Annotated in this window: 13 protein-coding genes and 1 pseudogene; 7 read left to right on the top strand and 7 right to left on the bottom strand. The window is 70.9% G+C overall.

What is annotated here, in order from left to right:
- Window positions 1-30 precede the first annotated feature (30 nt).
- A complete protein-coding gene (locus ACZ7LS_RS15585; protein ID WP_382521092.1) occupies window positions 31-801 on the top strand; it encodes an SLATT domain-containing protein in 771 nt (256 codons plus the stop codon).
- A gap of 241 nt (window positions 802-1,042) precedes the next feature.
- Here ACZ7LS_RS15585 and ACZ7LS_RS15580 read toward each other — a convergent pair whose 3' ends face one another.
- The 5 genes from ACZ7LS_RS15580 to ACZ7LS_RS15560 form a co-directional block, all read right to left on the bottom strand.
- On the bottom strand, window positions 1,043-1,693 hold the full coding sequence (locus ACZ7LS_RS15580) for a hypothetical protein (RefSeq protein ID WP_129766769.1): 651 nt from the start codon (window positions 1,691-1,693) through the stop codon (window positions 1,043-1,045).
- A 121-nt stretch (window positions 1,694-1,814) separates the two neighbouring features.
- Complete coding sequence (locus ACZ7LS_RS15575) at window positions 1,815-4,493, bottom strand: dolichyl-phosphate beta-glucosyltransferase (protein WP_385136900.1); 2,679 nt, start codon at window positions 4,491-4,493, stop codon at window positions 1,815-1,817.
- 104 nt (window positions 4,494-4,597) lie between these two features.
- A complete protein-coding gene (locus ACZ7LS_RS15570) occupies window positions 4,598-5,281 on the bottom strand; it encodes a GntR family transcriptional regulator (RefSeq protein ID WP_382521094.1) in 684 nt (227 codons plus the stop codon).
- A gap of 231 nt (window positions 5,282-5,512) precedes the next feature.
- Window positions 5,513-6,937: an aspartate aminotransferase family protein gene (locus tag ACZ7LS_RS15565; RefSeq protein ID WP_385136874.1), complete on the bottom strand. Its 1,425-nt coding sequence runs from the start codon at window positions 6,935-6,937 to the stop codon at window positions 5,513-5,515.
- Between the two features lie 160 nt (window positions 6,938-7,097).
- Window positions 7,098-8,009, bottom strand: a complete 912-nt coding sequence (locus ACZ7LS_RS15560; protein ID WP_385136875.1) for an alpha/beta hydrolase family protein — start codon at window positions 8,007-8,009, stop codon at window positions 7,098-7,100.
- Between the two features lie 141 nt (window positions 8,010-8,150).
- Here ACZ7LS_RS15560 and ACZ7LS_RS15555 point away from each other — a divergent pair, with 141 nt between their 5' ends.
- Window positions 8,151-8,543, top strand: coding sequence for a MerR family transcriptional regulator (locus ACZ7LS_RS15555; protein ID WP_382521100.1), 393 nt, complete (start codon window positions 8,151-8,153; stop codon window positions 8,541-8,543).
- A gap of 50 nt (window positions 8,544-8,593) precedes the next feature.
- Here ACZ7LS_RS15555 and ACZ7LS_RS15550 read toward each other — a convergent pair whose 3' ends face one another.
- Window positions 8,594-9,619, bottom strand: a complete 1,026-nt coding sequence (locus tag ACZ7LS_RS15550) for a GlxA family transcriptional regulator (RefSeq protein ID WP_385136878.1) — start codon at window positions 9,617-9,619, stop codon at window positions 8,594-8,596.
- A 162-nt stretch (window positions 9,620-9,781) separates the two neighbouring features.
- Here ACZ7LS_RS15550 and ACZ7LS_RS15545 point away from each other — a divergent pair, with 162 nt between their 5' ends.
- Window positions 9,782-10,435, top strand: a complete 654-nt coding sequence (locus tag ACZ7LS_RS15545) for an HD domain-containing protein (RefSeq protein ID WP_382668889.1) — start codon at window positions 9,782-9,784, stop codon at window positions 10,433-10,435.
- Between the two features lie 225 nt (window positions 10,436-10,660).
- The gene (locus tag ACZ7LS_RS15540) at window positions 10,661-12,778 is read left to right on the top strand and encodes a serine/threonine-protein kinase (RefSeq protein ID WP_385136880.1); all 2,118 of its coding nucleotides are present in this window, start codon (window positions 10,661-10,663) and stop codon (window positions 12,776-12,778) included.
- Between the two features lie 84 nt (window positions 12,779-12,862).
- Here the strand turns inward: ACZ7LS_RS15540 and ACZ7LS_RS15535 are convergent.
- A pseudogene (locus ACZ7LS_RS15535) lies at window positions 12,863-13,270 on the bottom strand (hypothetical protein); the annotation flags it as partial.
- A 156-nt stretch (window positions 13,271-13,426) separates the two neighbouring features.
- Between ACZ7LS_RS15535 and ACZ7LS_RS15530 the strand changes: the two are divergent.
- The 3 genes from ACZ7LS_RS15530 (at window position 13,427) to ACZ7LS_RS15520 (ending at window position 15,386) form a co-directional block, all read left to right on the top strand.
- A complete protein-coding gene (locus tag ACZ7LS_RS15530; RefSeq protein ID WP_385136882.1) occupies window positions 13,427-14,263 on the top strand; it encodes a helix-turn-helix domain-containing protein in 837 nt (278 codons plus the stop codon).
- Window positions 14,260-14,496: a DUF397 domain-containing protein gene (locus tag ACZ7LS_RS15525; protein WP_385136884.1), complete on the top strand. Its 237-nt coding sequence runs from the start codon at window positions 14,260-14,262 to the stop codon at window positions 14,494-14,496. The genes ACZ7LS_RS15530 and ACZ7LS_RS15525 overlap by 4 nt, the downstream gene beginning before the upstream one ends.
- 218 nt (window positions 14,497-14,714) lie before the next feature.
- The gene (locus ACZ7LS_RS15520; protein ID WP_382968868.1) at window positions 14,715-15,386 is read left to right on the top strand and encodes a DUF4232 domain-containing protein; all 672 of its coding nucleotides are present in this window, start codon (window positions 14,715-14,717) and stop codon (window positions 15,384-15,386) included.
- Window positions 15,387-15,566 lie beyond the last annotated feature (180 nt).

The raw sequence follows: 15,566 nt of genomic DNA, 5'->3' as shown, positions 1-15,566 counted from the left end.
GTCATAGCCAGACCGCAGAGGAGTACCCAGGTGAGCCAGCCGGAGATGCAGCCCGGAGGCCCCGCCCGGGAGGAGGGGCCTCCGCCCGGGGAGACCGCCGGCGAGGACGAGAGCGGCCCCCCGTCCTACGGCGATCTGACCGGCGGCCCGTTCCCGCTCGGGGACTGGGGAGAGCCCGCGGAGCGGCTCGACGAGCTCTACCGCTGGGTCGAGACGGGGGCGCTGCGCACGGTCGACTGGTACCTCGCCGACCGGGTACGCAAGCGGCGCGCCGCCCGCGCCCTGCGGGCGGCGACGGCCGTCGCGGTGACGGCGGGCGCGGCGCTGCCGCTGCTGGATCTGACGGGCGCGCTGACCGGGGCAGCGGGATGGGGATACCTCTCGCTGCTGCTGGGCGCGGCCTGTGTGGGGTGTGACCGGTATCTCGGGCTGACGTCCGGCTGGATGCGGGCGGTCGCGACGGCGCAGGCGGTGCAGCGCAGACTGCAGACGTTCCAGTTCGACTGGGCGTCGGAGTGCGTACGGGAGGTCCTCGGGCCGACCGAGGGCACGGCCAGCGAGGCGGCGGAGCGCTGCCTGGGCGTCCTGCGGCGGTTCACGGAGGACGTGACGGAGCTGGTACGGGCGGAGACGGCGGACTGGATGGTCGAGTTCCGCTCGGGCCCCGCGCCGCTGATGATGCAGTCGGTGCCGATGGGCGGGGCGCGCGGCGAGGGCGTCGTACCGCCCCCGGGACGTTTTCCGCTCCCCCCGGGCGCCCGCCCGAACATGCCGAGGCAGCGGCCGCCGGAAGCGCGGTGAGGGGCGGGGCCGGGCCGGGGACAGGCGGCGGGGCGGGGGTCGGGGGGGGGGGGGGGGGGGGGGGGGGGGGGGGGGGGGGGGGGGGGGGGGGGGCCCCTCCTCCCCCCCCCCCCCGGCCCCTGGCCGTCCGCCTCCGGCCCTCGGCCCCGGCCCCCGGCCCCCGGCCCTCAAGGTCTTGCGCTCTTGTCGCTCTGTCGCTCTTGCTCGCTCGTGCTCGGCCTCGCTCGGTCTCGCTCGGTCTTCAGCTGAAGATGATCATCGAGCCTTGGCCGAGGCTCCTGGTGGCCGCCGCGTGCAAGCCGAGCCACACATGGCGCTCCCGGGCGAACGGACCGTCGTCGTACGGGATCGAGGTCGCCGGTTCCTCCAAGGACGTGGGGCGGGCCGGCGGGGCGGGGGCGGACGGGGGGTTGGCCGGGTCGATACCGATCGCGGGGCCGACGATCTCCAGCTCCCGCAGCAGACCCTGCGTGGAGCCCAGCGGGCCGCCGCCCGCGAGGAGTTCCTCGTTCGAGAGGGGCGCGTCATAGTCCACCGGGACATACGCGCCCGCGTGGTCGTAGTGCCAGACCAGATGCGACTGCTGGGCCGTCGACTCGAACATCTCCAGCAACTGCTCGTAGTCGCCGCCCAGTTCACCGACCGGCGTCACCGCGAGGCCGCAGAGCTGGAGCAGATACGCGCGCCGCAGGAAGTGCAGCGCGTCGTAGTCGAAGCCGGCGACCGGGGCGACATCCCCCGAGAGGCCCGGCATATAGGCGAAGACGGGAACGGACGGCAGCCCGGCAGCACCGAGCGCCTTGTCGTAGACGGCGATCTCTTCGGCGAAGGGGTTGTCGGGGCTGTGGCACAGCACATCGACGAGGGGGACCAACCACAGGTCACAGGCCAAGGGAGGCTCGCTCTCCAACGGGTTCGTACGCGGGCGCGCGATGGTCGCGACGGTCGGGACAGCGTAATGCGGCGGGCACGTCCAGCGAAGAGGCCGGGTCGGATCACCCCGTGACGGCGGATCACCTCGTAGGCGGCAGATCCCAGACCCATGCCCCGCCGAGCCGCTTCCCCGGCCCCCCGAGGAGCTTCTCCAGCGTCTCGTACAGCGCCGCGTCGTTGGGCTGCGGCGCGAGCACCACCACCCCCGCCTTCCAGAAGTCCAGGTCGAAGCGTGCCTGCGCACGCCATTTCGCGTCGATGACCGGGACCTGTCCGCTGTAGCGGACATCGCGCAGCAGATTCGAGGTGTAGCGCGCCGGAGCACCGTAGATCCCTCTCCGCTCCTCGCCCCACGGCCCGTTGAAGTACCCGCCGGGCACCGAGAAACCGAGGCCGCTCGCCGACTGCCAGTGCAGCGCCTCCGCGTTGCCGGGGTCGGGCACCGGTACGGGCACCACGGTCTCGCCCTCTTCGACGTACGGGCGGTACATACCGTCCGCGATGAACTCCGGGACGTCCGGGCGCTCCCGTACCGGCAGCGGCGTCGGGACGATCGGCAGCAGGGCCCCGGCCACCACCGCGTACGCCACGAGCCGGAGCCTGCGCCGCTCCGCCACGGCCGGCCCGCCGAGCCTGAGCTTCCGCTCCTCGGCGCGCAGGTCACCGAGCCGGTCGGCCGCCAGTGCCAGCAGCGCGCCCAGCGCGGGCGCGCAGATCATCGCCACCCTCGACTCGATGACCGACTCGAAGAGTGGCTGATGGGCGAGGATCCGCCAGGGGCCGGTCAGCACCACATCCGTCAAGGGGATACGTATCTTCGGCCCCAGCGAGAGCAGCGCCGCCGCGGCCGCCGTGAACGCCAGCGCCCTGACCACCGCGGCCCGCCACAGCCACAGTCCGATCCCGAACGCCAGGGAGATCAGCGGCCAGCCGTAGAAGGCGTTCTGCTCGGTACGGTTCATCGCGAGCCTGTCGGCCGTCGCCTCGTCGCCGAACAGCGAGCGCCCGGAGTACTGGAGGAAGGCGAGCGGGCTGTTGCCCGCGTTGTCACCGTGCAGCACGCTGTGGTAGCTCTGCGGGCCGAAGAACTGCCAGTACAGCGGCACCGCGACCAACGGCAGACACACCAGCAGCGCCCACCCGAGACCGCGCAGCAACGGGCGCAGCGCCGCCCGCGCGCGCTCGCGGTCCACCGCGGCGTACGCGAGCGCGAAGAGCAGCGTGCCCATCACGGCGAGCAGCAGCGGCTCCTCGCCGAGGAAGATCTGATACGTCGCGAAGAGCCCCAGCAGCAGCCCGTCCCGGACCACGCGCCGGCCCTCACAGAGCCGCAGCGCCCGGTCGATGATCACCGGAATCATGAACAGGACGAGGAAGTTGGGGTGCGCGTTGGCGTGCGACATCATCGGCGGCGCGAAGGCGGCGAGGGCCGCGCCGAGCGCCGCCGCCCACCGGCCGCGCACGAGCCGGCGCGCGAACAGCCAGTACCAGGCGAGCGCCGTGGCCGCGAGGCCGAGGGTCAGGACGAGCGCCCAGGTGACGGTCGGACCGAAGGCGAGCGTGATGGGCGTGAGAGGGACGGAGAGCCCGAGCATGACGGTGTTCGCCATCAGGTTCACGCCGTCGGGGAAGTTCTGGAGGGTGGTGAACAGCGGGTTCCGCAGGTGTGTGACGTTGTCGGCGGTGACCCGGAAGAACCACTCCCACTGGTTCTGGTCGGAGCCCGCGTCGGCGAGATAGGCGCGGTCGAGGTCGGCCCACAGGCCCTTGTAGAGGAAGAAGGAGGCGAGGAGGAAGAGCACGCCGACGAGCAGGTCCATACGGCGCCGACGGCCGGGGCCGGTGGTACCGGGGGCAGTGGTACCGGGGGCAGTGGTACCGGGGGTGCCCGGGGCGGTGGTGCCGGTGGTGCCGGTGAAATCGATGGTGCCGGTGATGTCGGCGGTGTCGGGGGCGGCATCGGCTGTACCGGCTGTACCGGCTGTACCGGCTGTACCGGCGCTGGAGTCGAGGCCGGGACCGCGCCGCGCCGCCCTGAGCCGTACCAGCTCCAGCAGCACCCTGCCGTAGTCCAGCGGCCTCACCTTGGAGCCCCGCTGATGCGCCCAGCGCACCGGCACCTCTGTCACCGGCCAGCCCGACCGCCGGAAGAACCGCAGGATCTCGACGTCTATCCCCCAGCCGTCCAGCCGGGAGCCGGCGAAAGCGGCCCGCGCCCGCTCGCCGTCGAAGAGTTTGAAGCCGCACTGCGTGTCGGCTATGCCGTCGAGCGCGACCAGCCGTATCAGCTGGTTTCCGCAGCGCCCCAGCCACTCGCGCAGCGCCAGCTGACGTACCTCGATCCGCGCGTCGGGGTGCGCGCGCGAGCCGATCGCCGCGCCGCCGCCGTCCGCCCTGAGCTGCTTGTCCAGCCGGTCCAGCTCATCGATCGGGGTCGCGAGGTCCGCGTCGGTCAGCAGCACGCGCCGGCCGCGCGAGGCCAGTACGCCCTGCCGCAGGGCATGGCCCTTGCCGTAGTTGCCGCCGCCCGTCACCACCCGGACGCGGGGCTCGCCCGCCGCGGCCTCGGCGGCGACCGCGGCCGTACCGTCCGTCGAGCCGTCGTCCACGACGATCAGCTCCCACGTACCCCAGCGGTCCCGGTCCGCGAGCAGATAGGCGCGGATGGCGTCCAGGGTGGGGCGCAGCCGCCCCTCCTCGTTGTACGCGGGGATGACGACGGACAGATCGACGCACGCCACGTCCGACGGATGCGCCACGTCCGACGGATGCGCATCGTCCGGCGGATGCGCCGCCTCGGCGGGACTCGTCGCGTCCGCCGTGTTGCCCGCGCCCACTCCCGAGGCCCTCGCTATGTCGCCGGTCACCGCTGCGGACTCTCCAGCCTGTCCGCCCACGCGAGCGAATGGTTGTCGTACTCACCGATCACGGCACGCACCGCCGGTACGTCACCGAGGGTCAGCGCGTCGACCAGCTGCTCGTGCCCGCCCCACAGCCGCTTGCGGACCTGCGGGTCCTCGCGCAGGAACGGCACCGAGAACACCCACGCCTGGACGCGCAGCCGGTGCAGGAAGTCCGCGACATACGGGTTGGCCACCAGCGCGCACAACTCGCGCCAGAACCTCAGGTCGTAGCCGATGAGAATGGTCAGATCACCGCTCCTGGCCGCGCGCGCCGCTTCCTCGGCCCGGCGCCGTACGGACACCAGCACCGCGCCGTGCGCCCTGGCCGCCAGATGCTCGCCCTCCAGCCTGCGGAAGACGGCGTCCACGATCAGCGAGCGCGCGTCGACCATCCGCCGGAAGTCGTCCACGGAGAACTGATGGACGCGGAAGCCGCGGTGCTGGTCGGAGTCGAGCAGATCCTGCGCGGAGAGGTCGACCAGCGCCTCCCTGACCGGGGTCGCGGAGACCCCGTACTGCTCGGCGATCTGCTTGACGGTGAATTCCTGGCCCGGCAGTAAACGTCCCGCGAGCACCTCGTCACGCAACGCGTCCGCGATCTGCTGCCGCAAGGTATTGCGGGTCACAGCTCCGCTGGCGGGCATGGTTTTCTGTCCCCTCGTCCGGCTTGGGACACCTTAAGCCAGGTGACGCGGGGGTTCGGGGCGGGCAGGCCGGACCCGCCCGCCCCCGCGCTGGGGTCGCCCGCCGGACCACGCCGGGGCCGCCCGCCGGGCGCGCCTGGGTCGGCCCGCCGGGCCACGCCGGAGCCGCCCGCCGGGCCACGCCGTGCGCTCGTGCCACGCCAATCGCTCGTGCCACGCCGTGTGCTGTGGCTACGCCGTGTGCTCGTCCGCGACCGTCAGCGCCAGGTCCAGGACCGCCAGCCCTTCCTTCGCCTCGGCCTCGGTGACGTTGCAGGCCGGCACCGCGTGCGTACGGTTCATGTTCACGAAGGGCCACAGGCCGTTCTTCTTGCAGGCCGCGGCGAAGGCCGCCATGGGCGCGTTCGCCTCACCCGCCGCGTTGTACGGCACGAGCGGCTCGCGCGTCTCCTTGTCCTTGACCAGGTCGAGCGCCCAGAAGACTCCCGTACCGCGCACCTCCCCGACCGACGGATGCCGGGCCGCCAGATCACGCAGCCCGGGGCCGAGGACCGTCTCGCCGATGTGCGCGGCGTGCTCGACGACCTTCTCGTCCGCCATCACCTTGATCGTCGCGACGGCGGCGGCACAGGCCAGCGGATGCCCGGAGTAGGTCAGCCCGCCGGGATACGGGCGGCTCGCGAAGGTCTCGGCTATCGCGGGCGAGATGGCGACTCCGCCCAGCGGGACGTACCCCGAGTTGACGCCCTTGGCGAAGGTCAGCAGGTCCGGCACCACGTCGAAGTGCTCGGCGGCGAACCACCTGCCCGTACGGCCGAAGCCCGCCATCACCTCGTCCAGGACGAAGACGATGCCGTGCCGGTCGCAGATCTCACGGACACCCGCGAGATAGCCGGGCGGCGGCGTCATGATGCCGGCCGTGCCCGGGATCGTCTCCAGGATGATCGCGGCGATGGTGGCGGGGCCCTCGAAGGCGATCGTCGCTTCGAGGTGCTCCAGCGCGCGGGCGCACTCCTCGGCCTCCGTCGTGGCGTAGAACGGCGAGCGGTACAGGAACGGCGCCCAGAACCGGACCACACCGGACGTGCCGCTGTCGGACGCCCAGCGGCGCGGGTCACCGGTCAGATTGATCGCGGTGGACGTACCACCGTGGTACGAGCGGTACGCGGAGAGCACCTTGGGACGGCCGGTGTGCAGCCGGGCCATCCGGACGGCGTTCTCGACGGCCTCGGCGCCGCCGTTGGTGAAGAAGATCTTGTCGAGATCGCCAGGGGTGCGCTCGGCGATGAGGCGTGCGGCCTCGGAGCGTACGTCGATGGCGAAGGCGGGCGCGAAGGTGGCGAGCCGGCCGGCCTGCTCCTGGATGGCCGCGACGACCGTGGGGTGCTGATAGCCGATGTTCGTGTAGACGAGGGCGCTGCTGAAGTCGAGATAGCGGTTGCCGTCGTAGTCCCAGAAGTAGGAGCCCTCGGCCCCGGCGACGGCGAGCGGGTCGATCAGGCCCTGGGCTGACCAGGAGTGGAACACATGCGCGCGGTCCGCGGCCTTCACCGCGGCACCGGACTGCGGGTCGGCACGGTCGGCGCGGTCGGCATCGTCGCCGTGGCCGTGGCCGTGGCCGTGGCCGTGGCCGACATGGTCGGTATGAGGGGTCATGCGGCAAGGGTAGGGAGGCGCGGGAGCGGGACGGTATCGCCAGGTTGTATGGAGTGGGCCATTTTGGTCGGCATCCTGTCGCGGGGCGGGCGACGCAGGGGGTTGCCGGGGGCGCCGGGGCCGGCCAGGGCTTACCGGTGGTTGAGGAACATCGAGGTCCTCACTTGGAGTCCAGCTGCCCCAACGGGTGGGGGTCGGCGAAGGCCTTCTGTGTCGCTGTCCAGTCGGCGCTGTCGATGCCGAGTGCGTGGCGCAGATAGGCCAGGCTGACCCGCTGGACCAGGGCGACGCGCTCGGGATTCTCGTCGGTGGTCTCCGCGGCGTGGTAGCCGGAGATCCCACCGAGGAAGTGCTCGGCTCCGAACAGGGTGAGCAGGCTCTTGTCGCCGGGAGCAAGCACGTACGGATCGGTCGTCCAGTCCGCTCCCCGGACGGTCAGCGGGAGGATGTCCCTGTCCCCCGCGACCACAAGGGCGGGGGTGTTCATGTGCCCGAAGTCCGGATGCCTCAGCCACGGAAGGTTCTCGGCCGCGAAGGGCGTCAGGTCGTCGCCGCCCTTGCCGGCCGTGGCCAGCAGCACGCCCGCCTTGACGCGTGGGTCGGACAAGTCCTCCGCCTGGCCTGTCTCCGGGTCACGGACGCGCAGCCCCAGCAGAACGCCCGCCGTCTGACCGCCGAAGGAGTGTCCGGCGGCGGCGACGCGGCTTCGGTCCAGCCGTCCGCTCAGGCCGGGGACAGCCGCCTCCAGTACGTCGAGATTGTCGAGGACGCGCTTCATGTCCTCGACGCGGAAACGCCACAACCGCGGCGCGCGGGGATCGTCCGCGGGCACGCCCAGCGTCTTGGAGTCGAGATGGGTGGGCTGAATCACCACGAAGCCGTGGGCGGACCAGTAGTCGGCCAGCGGTCCGTAGCCGTCCAGCGACGAGCCGAAGCCGTGGGCGAACAGGACGATCGGCAGGTCGCGTCCGGTCACCGGCGCAGACACACGTACGCGCAGGTCCGCGCCACGCGCCGGCGCCGGCAGCACGATCGGTTTGACCGAGACGACGGCGCGTTCTTGTTCGGACATGGGCCACACTCCTTCGACGGGCGGAAACTTCGACGGACGGAAACGGGGCCGACAGCGGGCCGGCCTCCACGAGTTACGCTAAAACCTGACGTCGACGTCAGAAGCAAGTCGGTGTGACCCAGATCGCAACGGGGGTGTGTGGTGCGTATCGGTGAACTCGCCACCAGGACAGGAGCCAGCGTCCGAGCCCTGCGCTACTACGAGGAACAGAACCTGCTCACCTCGGAACGCAGCCCCGGTGGCCAACGGCAGTACCCGGAGAGCGCTGTCGACCGCATCCAGCTGATTCAGCAGCTGTACGCCGCCGGGCTGTCGAGCAAAGTGATCGTGGAGCTCATGCCGTGTGTCGTCGACGGCAACGCCACACCGGAACTGCTGGACCGCCTGTCAGCGGAACGGGACCGCATCGACGGCCACATCGCCGATCTGGTCAGCACCCGGAGCAGACTCGATTCCGTCATCACGGGGGCCGGCACCCAACTGCGCACAGGCCTGTCCTGCCGGAACGAGACCACCGGCCCCGGAAGCGACTGACGCGGGGCGCCTCGGTTCACGGGGCTGGGGCGATCAGCGCGCGGGGGCGATCAGCGCGCGGGCACGGTCTGTGCGCGCAGGGGCGGTCGGTGCGCGGGGGCGGTCGTCCGGAAACGCGACCGGTACGCCGACGGCGTCACGCCCAGCTGCCGCAGGAAAACCCGCCGCAGCGACTCGTCACTGCCGAGCCCGCTGCGCCGCGCCGCGCCCGTCACCGTCTCCCCCGCCTCCAGCAGCGCCTTCGCCGCCTCCAGCCGTACGGACTCGACGTACGCCGCCGGTGTGCTGCCGACCTGCTCGTTGAAGAGCCGCGTCAGATGGCGCGCGCTCAGCCCGCCGCGCCCGGCCAGCGCGGACAGCGAGTGGTCGGCCGCCGGATCCGCCGTCACCTCCCGCAGCAGTCCGCGCAGCCCGTCGTGGCGCGGGCTCGGCGTACGCGCGGCCACGGAGAACTGCGACTGCCCGCCCGGCCGCTGGAGGAAGACCACCAGATCGCGGGCGACCTCACGGGCCAGCCCGGCGCCCTCGTCGTCCTCGACCAGCGCGAGCGCGAGGTCGATGCCCGCGGTGACCCCGGCGGAGGTGTACGTACAGCCGTCCCGTACGAAGATCGCGTCCGGATCCACGGTGATCGCGGGATGGCGCCGGGCGAGGGCCGCCGCGTACCGCCAGTGGGTGGTCGCGCGCCTGCCGTCCAGCAGTCCCGCGGCGGCCAGCGCGAAGGCGCCGGTGCAGACGGACGCGATACGACGGCACCGCTCGCCGCCGGCCAGTTCGGCCACCGCGTCCAGGAGCCCGGCCGGCGGCGGGCGGTGCGGCAGATCGTCGGAGCCGGGGACGACGAGCGTGTGCGTCCTGCCGACCTCGGCCGCCGCCACGTCGGCGTGCAGCCGGGTGCCGGTGGAGGTGATCACCGGACCGCCGTCCGCCGAGCAGACCTCCGTGCTGTACGCGCCGCCGAGCCCGGCGGCCGTACCGAACACCTCCAGCGGTGCGGCGACATCCATCAGCCGAACGCCGTCGTACACGAACACGGTGATGTTTCTGCGTTCCCCGATGTGCTCTCCGGCCCTCATACGGCAACGGTAGCCCGGAACCATGGCCATATGTGTGGAGTACAGGTCCGGATAGACATGGCGAGGGCAGGGCAGCGGGCCGACAGTGGAAGTGGAAGTGGAAGCGGAAGCGGAAGTGGAAGCGGAAGCGGAAGCGGAAGCACGTCACGTAAGGAGCCCGCCATGTCAGCCCCAGCCTCAGCCGAACGCATCGCCGGTATCGAGATCCCCGACAGCGCCCTCGCCAAGGAGGCCACCGAACTGGTGCGGGACACCACCACCCCCCTGCTCTACGACCACTCCCGCCGCGTGTTCCTCTTCGGATCGCTCCAGGGACGGCGGCGCGGGCTCACGTACGACCCCGAGCTGCTCTACATCGGCGCGATGTTCCACGACCTCGGCCTGACGGAGAGCTACCGCGCCTCGCGGCAGCGCTTCGAACTCGACGGCGCCGACGCCGCCCGCGACTTCCTGCTGCGCCACGGGCTCTCGCAGGAGAACGCGCGGATCGTCTGGACCGCGATCGCCCTGCACACGACGCCGGAGATTCCGTCCCACATGGAGCCCGAGGTCGCGCTCGTCACGGCGGGGGTCGAGTTCGATGTGCTGGGGATGGGGCTGGACGCCGTGCCGGACAGGGTGAGGGAGGAGGTCGTGGCGGCCCACCCGCGGCCGGACTTCAAGCGCCGGATCCTCCAGGCGTTCACGGAGGGCATCGAGCACCGGCCGGAGACGACCTTCGGCAATGTGAAGGCGGATGTGCTGGCGCGCTTCTCGCCCGGGTTCGTACGGACGGACTTCGTGGACGTGATCGAGAACTCGGCCTGGCCGGAGTAACCCGAGTAAGCGGGACGGATCCCGTGCGAGGGGCCCGCTGACGAAGCCCACGCACGAAGCCCAGACACGAAGCCCACGAACAGAGCCCACGAACGGAGCCCACGAACGGAGCCTGTCGCTCCGGCGAACATCGGTCCCTAGAGGTTTCGTTCGAGATAGCCAATGAGTTCGGCCGTGTCATGCGAGATGATCCGAGGCGTGACGATGGGGAGGGGCCGGCCGGCCATGGAGAAACTCGCAGCTGACGATCCGCAACGCATAGGCGCCTACCGGCTGCTGGCACGCCTCGGCGCGGGAGGTATGGGCCAGGTCTATCTGGCGCGTTCCGACCGGGGCCGTACGGTCGCCGTCAAGCTCGTCCACGAGGAACTGGCCCAGCAGGAACAGTTCCGCGGCCGGTTCCGGCAGGAGGTCGCGGCGGCGCGCCGGGTCGGCGGTACGTGGACGGCGCCGGTCCTCGACGCCGACACGGAGGCGCCGGTGCCCTGGCTGGCGACGGGATACGTGGCCGGCCCGTCGCTCCACACGGTCGTATCGGGCGGACCGGGCGGACCGGGCGGACCAGGCGGACCGGGCGGGCCTGGCGGGCCTGGCCGTCCCGGCGACGCGCCGGGAGGCACGGCCGGTGGCGGTTACGGTCCGCTGCCGGAACGTTCCGTTCGTATCCTCGCGTCGGGCCTCGCCCACGCGCTCCAGGACATCCACGCGGCGGGCCTCATCCACCGCGACCTCAAACCGTCCAACGTGCTGGTGACGATCGACGGACCCCGCGTCATCGACTTCGGCATAGCCCGCGCGCTGGAACCGGTCGCGGACGAGGGCCTCACCCGGACCGGTTCGCTGATCGGCTCGCCCGGGTTCATGGCACCGGAGCAGGTACGCGGAGACCGGGTCACGGCGGCGTGCGATGTGTTCTGCCTGGGCTCGATCCTGACGTACGCGGCGACGGGCCGGCTGCCATTCGGCACGGCGGACCCGGGTGTGCACGCGCTGATGTTCCGTATCGCGCAGGAGGAACCGGATCTGACGGGACTGCCCGCGGGCCTGACCGAGCTGGTACGCGGCTGCCTGGAGAAGGACCCGGCCGCGCGGCCGACCACACGGGACGTACTGGCCCAGGTGGGCGAGGCGGCGGACTCGGGGGCGGTACCGGGCGGGGAACCATGGCTGCCGGGCGGCCTGCTGGCCCAATTGGGTCGCCACGCGGTGGAGTTGCTGGAGTACGAGGACCCGACGGGCCAGCTGCGGAAGCCGGGGCTGGGAAACGGGCCGACGAGCGGTCCGACGAGCGGTCCGACGAACGGGCCGACGAACGGGCCGGGGGCGCGGCCGGAGGTGCGGCCGGAGGTGCCGTCGGAGCAGACGCTGCGGCTGGCCCCGACTGCCCCGGCTTCCGCCACGACTCCGAAGCCCGCCACCACGATTCCGGCACAGGCCGCGCAGCCGCAGACCACGCGGGTGCAGGCCACGCAGCCACAGACCGGGCAGACGCCGACCGGGCAGACGCCGACGCACGGCGCTCCGGCCCCGGCCCCGGCTCAGGCCCCGGCCCCGGCCCCGGCCCCGACCCCGGCGGCGGCTCCGGCTCCGCAGCAGCCGTACGGCTATCCGCAGCAGGGATTCGGGCCGCCGTCCCCTCCCCAGCAGTACTACGCCCAGCATCCGCCGTACTCACAGCATCCGCAGCACCCCGGGCAGCAGCCCGGCGCCTTCGGCCCCACCCCTCCGTACGGCATGACATCGACGCACGTCACGCCTCCGGAGCCCGAGCCCACGCCGCGCAGCACCCGCGCCACGATCGCGCTGATCGCCGTGGCGGTGGTCGTCGCGATCGGGGCGGGCGGCTCCGTGTACGCCTTCATGGACGGCGGCGGCACGAAGGACGACAAGAACACGCGGGTCAGCGGCACGGCCGACCCGACGCCCTCGGCCGATCCCTCGTCGAAGCCGTCCGCCGCGCCCTCCCCCTCCGAGGAGGAGACCAAGAAGGGCGACGTGCCCACGGAGTATCTGGGCACGTGGACCGCCGCGGTGGACACCAGCACGGGCGGCGGCAGCCGCGAACTCGTCATCGAACAGGGCGAGGTGGGCGCCACGGTCCTCTCCTTGACGGTGGACGGCCCGCCCGGCGACGGCACATACCACTGCGTCTTCGCGGCCCCCTTGGCGTCGGCACCGTCCCCGGACGAGCCACTCCGTATCGGCCCCTCCACGGTCACCACCGGCGAACCCATGTCCTCCTGCACGCCCGGCTCTCCGACGGAGCTGACGATCGAGCCGGACGGCAGCCTGCGCAGGGTGACCACGAGTGGTGAGTCCCTGACGTACACCAAGGAGAACTGAGTACTGAGTTCAGTCGCCGTCGTGGACGTCGAGCGTGGAGAGACGGAAGCCGATCGTCTCCAGCACGTCCCGCCCCGGCGGCCGGCTCAGGAGGGCGATCGCCGCGTTCAGCAGAAGGAGCGGGTGGACGAAGCGGTCAGGGGCTGTGGGCGGGAAGTACCAGGAAAGCGGCCACGTACGACCCGACAGCGCGGGCACCGGTACGTAACTGACCGTATTCCGCGCCGAGTTGAACCGCTGAACGCCCGGCGGCCAGGAACGGTGAGCGGTACTTCCCGGCGGCACCAGGAAATACATTCCCCGCCGCCTATTCGCCTCGCTGACCACCGGCCCGGGTTCGCCACCGCAGAGCGCCTCCAGCATGTCGGCGAGACGACGGCCGTCATCCGCGTCGACCCTCACAGCATCGAATCGGGCTCCCGCTTTCCGGAGCTGGAATCCGGAGGACGGAATCCAATCGATGTCACCTAATTGGCGAGTTGTCGCATCCATGGGGACATTCTGACTCCGCCTGGCTAGCGTTTTCCATGTCTGCACGGGGTACGTCGGACAGGGGTTGACCTGGCCGAACGTCCTTTGCGGAAGGTGGAATTCCGTAAGTCTCGGTTGTGACCGGTTGAGTCCGGTTGAGTCGAAAAGGTGATCGCGATGGCGCGAGCGGAAAACAAGGAAACGGCGGGTCCTGCGACGCGACTGGTGGCTGATGTCGCCCGCAGGATGCGCATCAAGAAAAAGCTGACGCAGGAACAGCTGGGAAAGGAGATGGGATTCTCGGGCGCGGCGGTGAGCGCGATGGAGACGTGCGCGCAGCCGGCGAGTGACGAGATGCTGGTGGCGCTGGAGCGGGTGCTCGGTGAGGGGATGGGCATCTTCGAGCAGGCGCGGGAGTACGTACGGCTGGACAAGTATCCGGAGCAGTTCAAGGACTATGTGCTGCTGGAGCAGAAGGCGGTGGGGCTACAGCTGTACGCGGTACAAGCCGTCCATGGTCTCTTCCAGACGGAGGAGTACGCGCGGGCCCTGATCGGCGGCGGCTATCCGCCGCTGCCCGAGCAGCGGGTGGAGGAGCTGGTCGAGGTCAGGATGGCGCGGAAGGCAATCTTCGACCGGGAGCCGACGGCACTGCTCGAACTGATCCTGGACGAGTCGGTGTTCACTCGGCCGATAGGGAGTCTGGAGATCATGCGCCGACAGTTCCTGCATCTCGCCGAGTGTGCGAAGCGGCGCAATGTCACGCTCCAGGTGCTGCCGCTGGACTGTGGTCTCAGCGGTGAGCATGCAGGCGCATACGGCGAAATGACCCTGGTGGAGACTCCGGACCACGACCACCTGATCTACCTGGAGCCACAGGAGGAGGGCCTCCTCATCTCCGACCCCGGAAAGGTGAGCACATACGGCCAGCGCTATGCGAAAATCCGGGCACAGGCCCTGGGTCCTCGCGAATCACTGGGCCTCATCGAACGGTTGGCGGGAGTCCAGCAATGAGCAACACCCTGCGGTGGTTCAAGTCCAGCTACAGCAACCCCAGCGGCGGCGAGTGCATCGAAGTCGCCTTCGACTGGCACAAGTCCAGCTACAGCAGCGACAGCGGTGGCGACTGCGTCGAGGTCGCCACCTGCCCTCACGCCGTCCACGTCCGCGATTCGAAGAACGTCGAAGGCCCCACCTTCACCGTCGCCCCCGACGCCTGGGCGCGGTTCCTCACCTGGTCGGCCTGACCCGCAGCGGGGCCGGCCACAGTCCGGCCCCGCACGGTTCGACGCGGCCAGCGCTTTCAAGCCCTGATGGTGCGTACGAGCGGCATGTCCGCGTCTTTTGGAACCGAAGTCGCTGAGACAGAACCCGGACATGCGCAGGATCATTTCAGGATCGACCCAGCCCTAGTGTCATCGGTGTCAGCAGGAAACACCGCAACCGACAGCCGCTGGAGATCATGATGCGCTCGCGTCTCGCCGCCCGTTCCACCCGTCTCATCCTGGCCGCTGCGGCCGTGACGGCCTTGGCCGCCACCACCACCGCTTGCAGTGCCGACGACGGCGCGAACACCGGCAGCGGCGCAGCCTCCTCCTCCGTCGCCTCCGCCGGCAGTGGCGGGAGCGACAACGCCTCCACCCCCAAGTCCGGTTCCAACGATTCCGGCTCCAACTCCAGCGGCTCCACCATCAAGACCGCCTCCGGCGACGGCGGGAAGAGCGGCTACGGGCAGTCCTGTGGCACCAACGACCTGGACTTCACGGTCACCTCGAAGTCCCAGGCCGGCGGCTACTACCTCGTCACCGCCAAGGCCAAGCCCGGCATCACCTGCTACCTGGACATCAACACCCCGAGCGTGTCCTTCGGCTCCGACGCCGACGGCGTCGCCTCGCCCGTCGGGCAGGGTGGCGAAGACCCCATCAAGCTCACCGGCTCCACCGCCGCCTACACCGGTATCAGCCCGAAGACCACCAACAACGACTCCGGCGTCGAGTTCGAGAACGTCATCATCGGCCTCAGCGAAGAGGACCCCAACCCCGCCGAACTCAAGCTCCCCGAGGCCGCCACCGTCGACAAGCCCATCGTCACCAACTGGTCCACCAACTCCGCCGAGACCATTCCTGTCATCGTCTGACGGGAGCACCTCGCGAGAAGCGCGCTGGGGTGGGTGCGGGTGAGGACCGAGGGGTAACCGGGGTGACCCGGAGGGTTCGATGGCGGGTGGGGGCCGCCCCTCAGGCTTCAGTTTCGCGGCTCCGGGCCGGGCGTCAAGGGCGCTCCTCCGTCGCGTCGGCTGCGCCGATTCCGCTGCGCT

The sequence above is a fragment of the Streptomyces sp. NPDC039430 genome (genome assembly GCF_055639435.1).
This window is presented reverse-complemented; position numbering and strand designations above follow the sequence as displayed.